The 14,822-nt window shown below is 37.7% G+C and carries 15 protein-coding genes; 6 read left to right on the top strand and 9 right to left on the bottom strand.

Annotated features, from left to right (window positions below; translation table 11 throughout):
* Positions 1-117 precede the first annotated feature (117 nt).
* From ABLC00_RS12890 to map, 4 genes are all read right to left on the bottom strand, one after another.
* Positions 118-1,332 carry an MFS transporter gene (locus ABLC00_RS12890; protein ID WP_006581671.1) on the bottom strand — a complete coding sequence of 405 codons (1,215 nt, stop codon included), beginning with the start codon at positions 1,330-1,332 and terminating at the stop codon, positions 118-120.
* A gap of 169 nt (positions 1,333-1,501) precedes the next feature.
* Positions 1,502-2,848 (bottom strand): MFS transporter, encoded by a 1,347-nt coding sequence (locus ABLC00_RS12885; protein WP_033846058.1) that lies wholly within the window; start codon positions 2,846-2,848, stop codon positions 1,502-1,504.
* A 403-nt stretch (positions 2,849-3,251) separates the two neighbouring features.
* Positions 3,252-4,307, bottom strand: coding sequence for an OmpW family protein (locus tag ABLC00_RS12880; protein ID WP_004886163.1), 1,056 nt, complete (start codon positions 4,305-4,307; stop codon positions 3,252-3,254).
* Between the two features lie 206 nt (positions 4,308-4,513).
* Positions 4,514-5,338, bottom strand: coding sequence for a type I methionyl aminopeptidase (gene map, locus ABLC00_RS12875; RefSeq protein WP_004707758.1), 825 nt, complete (start codon positions 5,336-5,338; stop codon positions 4,514-4,516).
* A gap of 210 nt (positions 5,339-5,548) precedes the next feature.
* Between map and rpsB the strand changes: the two genes are divergently transcribed.
* From rpsB to ABLC00_RS12845, 6 genes are all read left to right on the top strand, one after another.
* Positions 5,549-6,301 carry a 30S ribosomal protein S2 gene (gene rpsB / locus ABLC00_RS12870; RefSeq protein ID WP_001982118.1) on the top strand — a complete coding sequence of 251 codons (753 nt, stop codon included), beginning with the start codon at positions 5,549-5,551 and terminating at the stop codon, positions 6,299-6,301.
* 137 nt (positions 6,302-6,438) lie between these two features.
* Positions 6,439-7,314 (top strand): translation elongation factor Ts, encoded by an 876-nt coding sequence (tsf, locus tag ABLC00_RS12865; RefSeq protein ID WP_002052897.1) that lies wholly within the window; start codon positions 6,439-6,441, stop codon positions 7,312-7,314.
* A gap of 64 nt (positions 7,315-7,378) precedes the next feature.
* Positions 7,379-7,861, top strand: a complete 483-nt coding sequence (locus tag ABLC00_RS12860; RefSeq protein WP_004886166.1) for a DUF3465 domain-containing protein — start codon at positions 7,379-7,381, stop codon at positions 7,859-7,861.
* Positions 7,862-7,957: 96 nt separating this feature from the next.
* Entirely contained in the window at positions 7,958-8,782 is an 825-nt protein-coding gene (locus ABLC00_RS12855; RefSeq protein ID WP_004886168.1) for an AraC family transcriptional regulator, read from the top strand.
* A 94-nt stretch (positions 8,783-8,876) separates the two neighbouring features.
* Positions 8,877-9,593, top strand: coding sequence for an AzlC family ABC transporter permease (locus ABLC00_RS12850; protein WP_004886170.1), 717 nt, complete (start codon positions 8,877-8,879; stop codon positions 9,591-9,593).
* Position 9,594: 1 nt separating this feature from the next.
* Positions 9,595-9,912 carry an AzlD domain-containing protein gene (locus tag ABLC00_RS12845; protein ID WP_004886172.1) on the top strand — a complete coding sequence of 106 codons (318 nt, stop codon included), beginning with the start codon at positions 9,595-9,597 and terminating at the stop codon, positions 9,910-9,912.
* A gap of 37 nt (positions 9,913-9,949) precedes the next feature.
* Here the strand turns inward: ABLC00_RS12845 and ABLC00_RS12840 are convergent, their stop codons facing one another.
* The 5 genes from ABLC00_RS12840 to ABLC00_RS12820 form a co-directional block, all read right to left on the bottom strand.
* Positions 9,950-10,402, bottom strand: a complete 453-nt coding sequence (locus ABLC00_RS12840) for an Mpo1-like protein (protein ID WP_348941025.1) — start codon at positions 10,400-10,402, stop codon at positions 9,950-9,952.
* 571 nt (positions 10,403-10,973) lie between these two features.
* A complete protein-coding gene (locus tag ABLC00_RS12835) occupies positions 10,974-11,591 on the bottom strand; it encodes a septal ring lytic transglycosylase RlpA family protein (protein WP_002052473.1) in 618 nt (205 codons plus the stop codon).
* 290 nt (positions 11,592-11,881) lie between these two features.
* Positions 11,882-12,883: a lytic murein transglycosylase B gene (gene mltB / locus ABLC00_RS12830; RefSeq protein ID WP_004886176.1), complete on the bottom strand. Its 1,002-nt coding sequence runs from the start codon at positions 12,881-12,883 to the stop codon at positions 11,882-11,884.
* 19 nt (positions 12,884-12,902) lie between these two features.
* Positions 12,903-14,045, bottom strand: a complete 1,143-nt coding sequence (rodA, locus tag ABLC00_RS12825) for a rod shape-determining protein RodA (RefSeq protein WP_004707770.1) — start codon at positions 14,043-14,045, stop codon at positions 12,903-12,905.
* Between the two features lie 126 nt (positions 14,046-14,171).
* Positions 14,172-14,822: a hypothetical protein gene (locus tag ABLC00_RS12820; protein ID WP_002052502.1), complete on the bottom strand. Its 651-nt coding sequence runs from the start codon at positions 14,820-14,822 to the stop codon at positions 14,172-14,174.

The raw sequence follows: 14,822 nt of genomic DNA, 5'->3' as shown, positions 1-14,822 counted from the left end.
GGACAAAATGCTTGATTAAAATATTCAAATAAATCAGGTGTCTGCTTCCATAATACGATAGAAAGAACCAGAAGAGCGGCAATGAAGAAAGTCATAATTGTTTTCAAAAGTAAGGCATTATGCGTCATGAATAACAGCCTCCTCATTTACAAAGAAATGTACGATTACCCCTAATATACTCAATGCAATAGAGCAGAGCCAAATCGCATTGTAATTACCTGTTAAGTCATGGTTAACACCACCAAGCCAACCGCCAAAGAAAGAACCAACTTGATGGGTGAAAAACACGATTCCGCTCAGCATTGAAAGATATTTAACACCAAACATATTTGCCACAATGCCGTTTGTAAGCGGAACTGTAGAGAGCCATAGAAGTCCCATGATGATGCCAAAAGCATAGACCGTATAAGTGCTTAAAGGTAATAATAGAAAGGCAATGATTGCGATGCCACGGCTTCCGTAAAGTGCCATTAATAATTTAGGTTTCGAGAAACGGTCTCCCAACCAACCTGCACCGTAAGTTCCCACAATATTAAACAACCCGACCAAAGCAAGAAATACTGTACCTGTGGCTGCATCAAAGCCGTGATCGATTAAATAGCCTGGTAGGTGGACACCTAAGAAAACAACCTGGAATCCACACACTAAAAAACCTAAAGCTAACCACCAGAACGGCTTATGTTTTCTAGCAATATTCAGTACTTGTTTAAAGGTGAGCTGAGGTTGAGCAATTGCTTTGGGGGCTTGGTTGCTTGGCCCTTTTAACATCCATGCTAGAGGAATGATAAGAGCGATTAACAGCGCACTTACTATTAAAGCTGACGACCATCCCACTGTTTTAAGTAAGAGAAGGGTGGAAGGCAGCATAATAAATTGGCCAAAAGAACCAGCTGCACTGGCAATGCCCATTGCCATACTTCTTTTTTCTGGTGGAGCAGCTCGGCCTACTGCGCTAAGTAATACTGTGAATGAAGTGGCTGATAAAGCTAAACCAATAATAAGACCTAGGCTCAAATTCAAAATGAGTACACTTGAGCTAAAAGCCATTAAGAGTAAACCAAGGGCATAAAGTAATCCGCCGACAGCAACCACAACTTTACTGCCATATTTGTCTGCGATTGCACCGGTAAAAGGCTGCACAGCTCCCCAAATTAGGTTTTGCATAGCAATTGCGAGACTAAAAACATGCTGACCCCAACCAAAATCATGGCTCATTGGGACCAGATAAAGTCCGAAACCATGACGTACACCTAATGAAAGAGCCAAAATAATGGCACTACCAATGAGCATATAAATGAGTGATTGAGAAAACTGGTTGCTTGTTTTAGTCATTGTGAGTGTAAAGTTATAAGAATGTGATGAATCATTGTAAAAGATATATCGAATAATATCGATATATCTATAAAAATATTTAAGAAGAATTAAAAAGCTTGAAAGAGGTATGTGACGCTATAAAAAGTAAATAAGCAGAAATCATTTTAATTTCTGCTTATTATGAAAATTAAGCTGCGGAATTACGTTCAAGTAGAGCTTGTTCAAAAAGTACTTTTTCCTTTTCTTTATGCTCGGTTGTGAAGCGAATCAAAATTACGCTACAACCTGCAACCATAACCAGTCCACCTAAAATAAAGAGACAAGTTTGAACATCAAGTACACCTTTTAACAAGAAACCAGCTGCTACTGCTCCAGCATTCCCACCTGCACCAATAATTCCAGCAACACCGCCTAATGCATTGCGATCAATAAATGGTACCAATGCATACGTTGCGCCGCAGGCCATGTGAGTAAATAGTGCAAAGATAGTCATTGAAAGAATAGCGAGAGTGACACCGTTCATTTGAGAGAAAAGAATCAAAAATAAACCTTCGCCTAAAATCATGAGTACCAGTACCTTAGTGCGTCCGTCTAGTCCTTTTTTAAGTGCGACTTTATCTGAAATAATGCCTCCCAATGCCCGTGCGAATAATGCGAGAAGGCCAAATATTCCGGCCGTTAAGCCCGCAGTTTTTAAATCCATTTTGAACTGATCAACATAGTACATCGCTGCCACGTTATGGATAAAAATTTCGATACCAAAGCATGCGCCATAAGTCAGAAATAAAATCCAGACGCGGTAGTTACGAGCAGCTTGCATTAAAATTGCCATACCGCCTTTTTTACCACTGCCAACTTCAATACCTTGTGCGCGAACCTCTTTAAAATTTCCTTGAGGGCAATCTTGAGTTAGTTTCCAGTAAAGGACTCCCACAATCACCATCATTACACCAGGTACGATGAGAGCAATGCGCCAACCCATAGTTTGTTCGACACCAAACATGACAATTGCACCGAGTAATAAAGGCATTAACGCTTGAGTTGCACCGCCACCAGCATTGCCCCAACCAGCCGCTGCTGCATTTGCTGTGCCTACAACGTTAGGCGCAAACATAATACTTGTATGATATTGCGTAATGACAAAGCTTGCGCCAATTGCACCAATCAGCAAGCGGAAGAATAGAAAAGATTCATAACTGTTAGCAGCAGCGACACCAAATACTGGAATACTGCCGAGTAAGAGTAGGGCTGTATAGGTAATTCGTGGACCATATTTATCACAAAGTGGCCCAACAGCGAGTCGTACTAAAATCGTAATCGCAACGGCGGCAATATTAATATTGGCAATTTGATCTTTTGTTAAGCCAAATTCGCCTTTAATAACAGGCATTAGTGGAGCACATGCAAACCATGCGAAAAAACACACAAAAAATGCGAGCCAAGACATATGGAACGCACGCATGGCTGGAGTTGAGAAACTAAATAATTTAATCTCAGTTGCTTTTTTTGCATCTAGATTGATATTTGAAGACATACGTCGTCCCCCTGAACTGAACGAAATTTTAATTTGCATGACAAATTGAATTGTCTATATGCATACCGATCAGAGCGGACGTCATTGGCCGTCTTGGTTTATCCATTGAATCGCCATTGATTCATCATGTTGTAATAAAGCAAAGGACGTGCCAAAAAATAATTTTTACTAAGAGGAAAACTTTAGTTTTTAATTTTATTAAATTAGTTAGAAATTAAAAAAATTAATGACTAAAACAAAATTAAGAAAATAGGAAGAAAGAGGAAAATGATGAGAGATTCTTTTAATAAGAAATGCTCATTTTTTTAGCATATTGGTTTAAAAAGAAGCAGCTTTAATTTGTTTAATAAAAAAGCTATAAAAACCTTTAGTAAAGCTTTTATAGCTTGTACGCTTTTAAAAATTAGAAACGATAACCTACACCAACATATGTAATTAGTGGATCGATATCAATTTTGGTGTTTGCTTTGATAAGTTCTTTACCAGTGTTTTGGTCAGTAACATAAATTTTTGCTTCATTATTCATTTTCGAATAAGAAACGGAACCTACAGCAAACCAGTTTGGATTGAAATCATAAGTCGCACCAACAGTAACAATAGGTGCGAAAGTATCAGTTGCCTCTAACTTCACAATAGGGTTAGCTGAAGATGTTTTGCCATCTAAAGCTGCTCCAGCTTGACCATCATGAATATTTTGAATCATATGGCCTGCTTTAATTAAATCTGACTCAATCCCTGAATTCATTTTTAATTCATTAAAATAGGCATACATGACCCCGGCACCTACATATGGACGGAATTTATTTACCCCAGATTTACCAAATTGATAGTGTAGTTCTACAGCAGGTAACCAAGCACGTGCGGTAGCAGCTTTACCACCTTGAGTGAGATCGGTGATATGAATATCTTCTTTTAAACCTATCGTGCCAAGAGTGGTATTTGCTGAACCTGATAATGGTGCATAAATATTACCTTTACCTTGAATATCAACTTTAGGAGGGACACCTGCTTTAATTTCTAGAGATAGATTATCTGTAAAATTATAATTCGCCATGATCCCTAACGTGTCGACATCTTTTGCTTCTAAACCCGTACCTTGACTTTGCCAATTTGATAATCCATTTACAGTGGCTGTTCCGGTGAGTATTGAAGGCAGTGTATCTGTGGGTAAAATTTTGATTGCATCGTATAAGAGGGGATTGGAACTTCGGTCAGCCGCATTTAAAACAGATTGTTTTGATACGGAACCTACTTTAGAAGTAGTTCCTTCTGCAACACTAGTATTAATATTAACTGGATTTGCGCTTCCTTGTGGCATGGCATGTAACCAGCCAGCAGAAACCGAAAAACGCTTGAAACCATCACCATCTTTAAAACTAAAATATGGTGAAGCAGCGAAAGTGACTGTAGGCAGAGCAAAAAAGGCAGCTGTCATACAAAATAATGACTTTTTCATCATAAAGGACTCCATGTCCGGACATTTGTTTACTGATTTTTATTGAGCCCACCATAGCGCGTTTTATCAAAATGATTGTGTAATAAAAATTAATAATTGTAATGTTTTTGAAATATTTGTTTATATTTAGAAAGATTTATTAATAAAAAGTACAAAATAAAAAATAAAAGGCTACATAAAGTAGCCTTTTATTAAATCTGATTAAACTATTAATTGAAACGTGAGAGGTCTTCTTCAGGACGAGCTGTTAACACTTCAATCCCTGTTTGAGTCACTAAAATAGTATGTTCATATTGAGCAGAAAGTTTATGGTCTTTAGTTACAACAGTCCATTTATCACCAAGCAATTTAGTCTGCCAAACACCCGCATTGACCATAGGTTCAATGGTAAAAGTCATACCTGCTTCTAAACGCATGCCTGTACCAGGTTGTCCATAGTGCAATACTTGAGGTTCATCATGGAAGACAGTACCGATACCGTGACCACAATATTCACGTACTACGCTAAAACGTTCTGACTCGACATATTTTTGGATGGCATGGCCAATATCACCTAAATATGAACCATCTCTAACTGTTGCCATTCCACGATACATTGCTTCTTGAGCAACTTTACATAAACGGTTTGCCAAAATAGAAGTCTCACCACCCACGATATACATCATGTTAGTGTCGCCGTGATAACCGTCTTTGATCACGGTTACATCAATATTAAGAATATCGCCGTTTTTCAAGATTTTATTTTCAGAAGGAATACCATGACATACAACATGGTTAACCGAAGTACAGATAGAGTGTTGAAAAGCAGGGCGTCCTGGAGCACCGCCGTAACCTACGCAGGCTGGAATAGCGTGTTGTACATTTTCAATATGATTACGGCAAATCGTATCAAGTTCGAGGGTGCTTACACCGGCCTTAATATACGGCTTGATCATCTCTAGAACTTCAGCCGCCAGTCGTCCTGCAATGCGCATTTTTTCAATTTCATCTGGAGTTTTGATTAATCGACGTGGAGCTGTATAAGTACTGTTCATGATCTCTAAAAACTTTTGGTAATTTACAAGCGTCTATGGTATAAATAGCCGCCCATTTTATCAAATGCTTTTCGTGAATATCTTTTACGAAGAATTTTGATAGGTGGAGTAAAAAATCCGCACATATATCGTCACATTACTCTGGGTGCCCGTAAAAAGGTGGAGAATGCGGATATATGGAGGCCTAACCCAACTTTTAAGGTAAAGAAAATGGCAGATTACAACGTAAGCATGCGCGACCTTCTTCAAGCAGGTGCGCACTTTGGTCACCAAACTCGTTTCTGGAACCCAAAAATGCGTCAATACATTTTTGGCGCGCGCAACAAAATTCACATCATCAACCTTGAGCACACTGTTCCTGCGTTAAATGATGCTTTGAACTTCGCTAACCAATTAGCAAGCAAAAAGAACAAAGTTTTGTTCGTTGGTACAAAACGTGCTGCTTCTAACATCATCCGTGAACAAGCTCAACGCGCTGGTCAACCATATGTAGACCACCGTTGGTTAGGTGGTATGTTGACGAACTGGAAAACACTTCGCCAATCTATCAACCGTTTAAAAGATCTTCAAACTCAATCTCAAGACGGTACTTTTGCTAAGCTTACTAAACGTGAAGCTTTAGAACGTACTCGTGAGATGGAAAAACTTGAGCGCTCTTTAGGCGGCGTTAAAAACATGGGTGGTTTACCTGACGCATTATTTGTAATCGACGTTGATCACGAAGCGATTGCAATTAAAGAAGCTAAGAACTTAGGTATTCCTGTTATCGGTATCGTTGATACAAACTCTAACCCAGATAACGTTGATTACGTTATTCCTGGTAACGACGATGCGATCCGTGCAGTAACTTTATATGCTTCAGCTATGGCTGATGCAATTCTTGCTGGTAAAGAATACGCTCAATCTCAAGCGAACGCTCAAGCAAAAGGCGATGACGCTGCGAAAGACGCTTCTGAGGCTTAATGCGTTTTGACGCAGGCTTGTCATTTTTGCGACATGTAATGGTGGCAAATTAAGCGTCGAGAGTGCAAACGGCCCAGAGTTTCTTTGGGCCGTTTTTGTTGAACAGATTTATTTTCTACCGATTTTAGGAGATCAACATGACTGCAATTACTGCAAGCATGGTAAAAGAATTACGTGACCGTACTGGTCTTGCAATGATGGAATGCAAAAAAGCATTAACAGAAGCGAACGGTGACATCGAACTTGCTATTGATAACCTTCGTAAATCTGGTCAAGCTAAAGCTGCTAAAAAAGCTGGCAACATTGCTGCTGACGGTGCAATCACTATCGTTCAAGACGGTAATAAAGCGATCTTAGTTGAAGTAAACTGTCAAACTGACTTCGTTGCTAAAGACGAAAACTTCTCTAATTTTGCACACGCAGTTGCTGCTGCTGCTTTAGCTGCTGGCGAAACTGATGCTGCTAAAATCGCTGAATTAAAATTGGCTGATGGCCAATCAGTTGAAGAAGCTCGTATTGCGCTTGTTCAAAAAATCGGTGAAAACATCCAAGTTCGTCGCGCGAAAATCGTTGAAGGCGAAAACTTGGCTATCTATAAACACGGTTTAAAAATCGGTGTTGTAGTTTCTTACACTGGTGATGCTGACACTGGTAAAGGTATCGCAATGCACGTTGCTGCATTCAACCCAGTAGCAGTAAGCGCTGAAGCTGTTCCTGCTGACCTTATCGCTAAAGAGAAAGAAATTGCTGAAGCGAAAGCGTTAGAATCTGGTAAGCCAGCGAACATCGTTGAGAAAATGGTAACTGGTTCTGTTGAGAAATACTTAAACGAAGTTGCTCTTGACCGTCAAATGTACGTTATCGACAACGAGAAAAAAGTTGCTGACGTATTAAAAGCAACTGGTACAACTGTTGCTAACTTCGTACGTTTCGAAGTTGGTGAAGGTATCGAGAAAAAAGCTGAACTTAGCTTTGCTGAAGAAGTTGCTGCTGCTCAAGCTGCTGCGAAGTAATTCGTATCTTCAAAAAAAGCCCCTATGGGGCTTTTTTTATCCCTGTTGAAATCGGAATATAAAGATGACAAATAAAAAAAATTTGAGTATTGGCGGCATTATTGTTTTATTGATCGCTGCATATTTCGGTCTGGATTTATCTGGGCATAAGAAAAATCAATCGCCATCATCAAGTCCTGCCACTCAGCATACTGAAACTACGTTTTCAAATGATGGGATAGATACTATAAAAGCTGCCTATGACCGCAGACAAAGTAATGTTCAAGTGCAGGGAAGTGGTCGAGTAAAAGCAATTTTAAGAGAAGATAATGATGGGACAAAACATCAGAAATTTATTCTTGTATTAAAAAATGGTCTTTCAATTTTGGTCGCACATAATATTGATTTAGCACCAAAAATTGACGATTTACATAAAGGGGATATTGTCGAATTTAACGGTGAGTATGAATATAACGAAAAAGGTGGTGTATTGCATTGGACGCATCATGACCCACAAAACCGCCATGAAAATGGTTGGTTGAAACATAACGGGCATATTTACCAATAGAAATAGAGTATACATTTCTATCTAACAGCAATTTTGTTCTATGCATCTTTTTAAAACATGCTATGTTTTTTTTAGATAAATAGATGAGATGTATATATGCACCGGGAACAGGCTGACTACTTGCATTTGCGAGAGTTGGGCGGTTTAGAATTATTAAAAGCACATTACCATCAAACGCAATTTTCAAAGCATACCCATGAGGGATATTGTATTGGTGTTATTGAAGAAGGTGCACAGTCTTTTTTTAGGACGGGTCAATTACATGTCGCTCCTAAAGGCGACATTATTTTGGTGAATGCAGATGAAATTCACACAGGCTCATCTGCTGTTGAATCGGGCTGGCGTTACCGTGCAATCTATCCTACACCCGAAATGCTTGCTGAAGTAAGCCAAGATTTTTTTGAGCAAGGCCATGGGGCACCTTGGTTTCCGCAAGCAGTTATTCAGGACTTGGGTTTGTCTCAACAACTTTGTTTATTATTTGATTTATTAGAACAAAAAGACAATTTTTTGCTTAAAGAAACCATGTATCTATCCACATTAGCATGTTTAATGATGCGCCACGGTAAATCACGGCACACTTTTTGTGAATTACCAGAAGCTTATTCGAAAATATTAAAAGTTAAAGATTTGTTGGCAGATATGCCTGAAAAGAATTTTTCTTTGCAGGAATTGGCTGACATGGCGGGATTAAGTGCTTGGCATTTTTTAAGACAATTTAAAAAACATGTGGGTTTGCCACCTCATGCGTGGTTAGTGCAGGCACGTTTGCAAAAAGCGAGACAGTTGTTAAAGCAAAATGTTCAAACTGTGATGGTTGCACAGCAATGTGGATTTTCTGATCAAAGTCATTTTAACCGACATTTTAAAAAGGCCATGGGTGTTACACCTACCCAGTATGTAGCAAGTCTTAATCTCTAAAATTTATTTTTATTTCTAAACGCAATTTTGTTCAAGAGAAGTTAACCTGCATAGAAGAAAATTTATAAATATTTAATATTATAGATGTCTAGAGATGAATACTCCTTTAAATCAATCTATTAGATTTTCTAAAAGCCGACCTCCGTATCTTTTTTTACGAGGGGCGGTGGATATACTGCCATTGTCTATTTCGGTTATTCCGTGGGCTATTTTGGCTGGTTCAATGGCAATTCATGCAGGTCTATCATTTTATAAAGCATTGGCAATGTCAGGAATTGTGTTTGCTGGAGCTGCACAATTGGTCAGTTTGAGTATGATGATGGAGGGTGCTTCATTATTAACAATCTATATCACGATTTTCTTTCTTACTGCTCAACATTTTATTTATGCATTAACTTTAAGAAATGATATTTCTATTTTGTCTTTGCCCAAACGATTAAGTTTAGGGTTTTTACTAACAGATGAATTGTTTGCCTTAAGTGCTCCGAACGAAAAAAGGCATCCTCATTATTTATTGGGGGCGGGTATATGTTTTTATTTATTCTGGGTAATTTTTAGTCTAGTTGGAATTTTATTGGCTACGGCGATTCCAGATTTATTGTCCTACCATTTAGATTTTTCGATTATTGCTATTTTTGTGGCCATGATTATCCCTATGTGTAAGGAAAAACCTGTCATAGCCGGAGTTTTAACAACTTGTTTTAGTGGTTTTATTCTCAAATTTTTTCATGTTGAAGGCGCCATTCTGATTTCCGGTTTATTGGGAATGCTAATTGCGGTTGTTGCAGAAAATAGAACAGGAGAAAAATAAGATGTCATGGCTCATGATTTTAGGATTAGCGGCTATTGTGTTTTTTAATCGTTATTATTTTTTGGAACCCAATGTAAAAGTAAAATTACCGGTATTGATGAATAAAATGCTGAACTATTCAGCGCCTTGCTTATTAACTGCTATTTGTATACCAGTAATTTTTTTTGAAGGAAATGAACTAAGAGGTCTTTTAGATAATCCATATTTATATGCGACAATATTTTGTATTGTAATTGCTTTTTATTTAAAAAAAGTCTTATCGAGTGTGCTACTCAGTCTAGCATTTTTCTATTTTATAAATTTTCTAATAAATCAGTAAACTTAAGCTGAATCTAAAAGATTCAGCTTTTTAAAAATTATTGAGTAATCAATTTGTTCTGCCGACTTTTCCACTTTGGCAATATTTTTCCAAGATAGGCATCCATACACCAAACTGGGCCAATCAATAGAAATTGCAAATCTTTAAAGAAAGAGGGCTTTTTACCTTCAACTTTATGTCCATAAAATTGTCCAACCCAAGCAATCACAAAAATTGCAATATAAAACCCTATACCTACAGGTAGGGCATAAATGAGCCAAGCCATCACAACTAGAAGCGCAGCCATCGCTACTGCAAGTACAAGATCGAGTCGAGCATAGAAAATAAGAGTCAGTACAATGAGTAAAGCAGTGAGCAAAGCACTAAAGTGGGCGATGATTCCGATAATAGAAAACAAAATAGCTGGGACGCATACCCAATGAATTTTCTTATTCGTTGGATTTTGATGGCTTACACTGTATTCATCAAGCCATTCAGCAATAGATTTCATAGACCTTGTTCTCCATGTCTAATTTTGAGTCATTCTTTTTATGTCTATATTTTATCCTGTTGTTATGTATGTAGACAAGAAAAGTCGAAAATCTTCCTTATCGTACATTCATGTGACCTTAAAAATTAAGGACTGATCATCTGGGAAAAGCAGGGGGAAAAAATTAAAAAACAATTTTAAAAGCCAGCAGAGTTGGATTAAAAAATCAGACTATTTATTTTTGGATTTTGAAGTGGGGAAATCCTTATAAAAACCACTTTTTTATGAAAAGTTGGAAAATAATAGAAAAAAGCTCAACTCAACTTGCTTTAAAACGCTATAAACAGCTTTTTTGGGACTACGGTGGTACTAGGGTAGCGGAATTTTTTTAAAATGGCTCTAATCAAAAAATATAAGCAAAAATGGATGAGTAATAAAATGATGTGTTTTTGGGTTAAAAAATAATCAATTTTGTAATTAAAAAATGAGTAAAAAAACAAAATTTTTAGCATGATTTTTATATTTTTGGGTCTAAAAATAAAAAAGCCACAAATTAATTTGTGGCTTTTCCATGAACTCTAGGAGTAATCGCTTATGAAGTAGGACCGTCTACACGTTCAATACTTACTTTTGCAGTACCAGCATTGGTAATACCAAGACGTTTTGCAGCACCGTATGATAAATCAAGTACACGATTTGCATGGAATGGACCACGGTCGTTTACTTTTACTACCACACTTTTACCATTGTCTTTATTTGTAACACGTATATAACAGTTCAATGGCAGACTACGGTGAGCAGCAGTAAGTGCATTCATATCGAATGTTTCACCACTTGCAGTTTTACGGCCATGAAATTGACGACCATACCAAGATGCCATACCAGTTTGGCTAAACTTACGAACAGTATTTGAAGCTACTGTGTTAAGTTTTTCAATCACTGAAGGCTCATCTTCAGGGATTTCAATTTTAGCTGCGATAGCTTGACGACGAATTTGATCGCCAGAACGTTCAGTGATTGAAAGACTGTTAATGTTAGAAAAACGAGAATTAAAGCTTTGAGTATCTTTACTCAATACACGTGCAGCTAAATTAGCATTTGGACCATCTACATCACTGTTTAATGATGATGATTGCATCATTTCAGCGTGCAGTGGGGCCATGCTTAAACTAGCCGTCAGTGCAAGAATGTATTTCAGCGATAACTGCATTTATATAAACTCCTGAGAACATGCTCTTTTTCTTTTAGCCAACAGGCTAAAAATTGAAGTGAACATGCCTAATTATTCACTTTTGCAATTGCTTGATTGGGGTGGATAATATTCATCGCTTACGGAGAGTGTCTAGTCTTTAACGAGAAATAGTTACAAAAAGGGCAAAAACTTACAGTTTTAGGTTAAAAAATAACCAAATATGTAACAAAGTATTTAAAATGTATGTATTGTGATCGATTTAACAAAAATATTTATTGACTTTTACATAAACTCATCAAAAAGCTAGCCTATCGGCTAGCTACCTCTGTGCCTAATAACCATACAGCAGTCGCATACATTCGACTTTTGTTATAGGTCGTAATTACCTGAAAATTTGGATAGGTTAAATAGTAAATTGGACCGTTATAGTCTTGTAATTGAATAACATTTACCATATCTAAGTCATCAATTTTAACTAATGGGTTTAATGGAGAAATTCCTTGATTTTTGAGCACACCATACGGAGTAGGTTGAGTGAGATCTTTAGCAATAATACTTTCTGGATTTGAGCCTACATAACGAGCCATAAAACCAATAGGCTGATCACGTTGCCAACCTTGCTTTGCTAGGTAATTTGCAATTGAACCAATCGCATCTTCCGCAGAGTTACGAAGATCGATATGACCATTACCATCAAAATCTACTCCATACTTACTGATATTACTTGGCATAAACTGTGGATAGCCAATTGCTCCAGCATAAGAGCCAACAATACTATTGGTTGGATAGCCTTCTTTGTAAGTCCATGCAATCAGAGCAGCTAACTCATCACTAAAATAATCAGCACGGCGAGGGTAACCAAATGCTAATGTTGCAAGTGCGTCACGAGTGATAAAAGAACCTTTATTTGCCCCATATCCTGTCTCAACACCTAAAATACCCAAAATAACAGCTTGAGAGACACCAAATTGCTGTTCAGCTCGGTTAAGCGCATCTGCATATTGATTTTTAAACCGGACACCACGTTGAATAGTCCCTTCAACTAAAAACATAGAGCGATAATCGTACCAAGGCTTACTTTCTCCTGGACGAGTCATAATATTTATAATGTTTGGTAAATTTTTTGCACCGCTCATCGCGGCATCTACTTGTACACTACTTAAACCATAAGTATTCATGGCTTTTTGTTTAAAATTTAAATAATTAGGATCATTTACAAAATCATTGGCTTGAGCAAAATGACTTGTGCTCACTAGGCCGGTACACAAGGCAAGCGCTTTTAAAGTTTTATTAATAGATTGAGACAACATATCTTTTTAAAATTCCAAATTATCGATGTGTATGAATAGACATGACTAAACCAAAAGTGGCCATTAAAGTAATAATAGCGGTACCGCCATAACTCATAAAAGGTAAAGGAACACCCACTACAGGTAAAATACCACTGACCATTCCTGCGTTTACAAATACATAAACAAAAAAAGACAAACCAAAGGCACCAGCAACTAAACGACCGTAGTTATGAAAGCTCTGTAAACCAATCTGAAATGTTCTAAAAATAATAGCCGAATAAAGAATAACTAATATAAGTACGCCAATTAGGCCAAATTCTTCGGAATAAGCCGCAATAATAAAGTCAGTATGGCCTTCGGGTAAAAAGTGTAAATGTGATTGTGTACCTTCAAGAAAACCTTTACCTGAGAAACCACCAGAACCAATAGCTGTTTTGGACTGAATAATATTCCATCCTGTTCCTAATGCATCTGCTTCTGGGTCAAGTAGCGTTAGAACCCGTTGACGCTGATAGTCGTGTAAAAGAAATTCCCATGCAATTGGAATAACAATAGCTGCACAAGCTGCTGCGGCACCGATCATGCGCCAAGATAACCCACTTAAAAATAGTACGAAAATACCACTTGCTAATACGAGTAGGGATGTTCCTAAGTCAGGTTGTTCTGCAATCAGTAAGAAAGGAACACCAATTAACATTAATGATAAAACAACTTGAGAAAAGCTTGGAGGAAGTGGTTTGCGTGCTAAAAACCATGAAATCATCATTGGCATGCCAATTTTCATGAACTCACTGGGTTGCACGCTCCCGAAACCGGGAATATCGATCCAGCGTTTAGCCCCCATGCGGACTTCACCAAAGACCATAACTCCAATTAAGGAAAATAGTGCAAATAAATAAAAGTAAGGTGAAAAAGCTTGATAAACCTTAGGGGGAATTTGAGCCAGACTAATCATGACTAAAAAGCCAATACCAAAGCTCATGGCTTGTTTACTGACTAAGCCTACATCTTGTGCAGATGCACTATATAGTACCGTTAAACCTAATAGGGCATTTAGGAATAAAAATAGGCATAACCACGGGTCAATATGAAGTTGCTGCCAGCGCGATGGTTGCATGGCAGTACTAAGACCATCTCGAGGAGCTTGGCGTAAAAATTTATATTGTGGACTAGGAGACATGCGGCTTTAACTAGGTCAATCAGTGCTTGGCGCATGCTAACATAAACCTGATTAATGGCAATGTATATCAATATTTTGCAATAAAAAAACCTGGCTCTCGCCAGGTTTCCGATGGTCTATTTTCTGTTAGTTAAAGAATAAACTATCGTGATATTCAGCCATCGCTTTTAGTTCAGTGCGATTTAAACTTGGTATAAGTTTATCGATCGCAATGTGGACTGCTTTTGTTACAGCTGCTGCGCCAATATCAGCTGCTTTGCGCTTAATCATGCCTAAATCTAATGTTTTATTAAAATCAGACATAAAGTGTCTAACCATAGCATCACCAAACTGTTTATATAGTTCTGCTAAGGCTGCTTTATTAATGTCATTACCTGCCTGAAGCTCGGCAAAATTATGCTTCAAATTAGTCACTAAACCAGCATCTAAAGCTACACCAACTTTATATTGACCTTGTGGGTCTTTAAATAAGCTTTTCTCTGAAAATTCCACGGATTGTTTAACAACATCGTTTGGTGCTTTACTCAGTAATTGCTTTAAAAGCACAGCAACTGTTGATTTGACATAACCAGCTAGTTTTTCGGCAGTATCTCTTTTTTCACTCGCTGGGAAATGTTGTACTAACTGAGTCAGTACATTTTCAATAATTTCCTCATTAAGTTGTAAAGCAATTTTGTCTCGAAGTGGATATAACGGTTCACTGGAATTCTTATTCGCAATTCCAGTCTGTATATCGTTCAATAAGCCTTCAGAAGGGGTAAAACCAAAAAACGGCAT

It is taken from the genome of Acinetobacter nosocomialis (genome assembly GCF_041021905.1).
GTDB classification, from domain to species: domain Bacteria; phylum Pseudomonadota; class Gammaproteobacteria; order Pseudomonadales; family Moraxellaceae; genus Acinetobacter; species Acinetobacter nosocomialis.
Note: the sequence above shows the minus strand (reverse complement) of the source record. Positions and strands in the feature narration are given on the sequence as shown.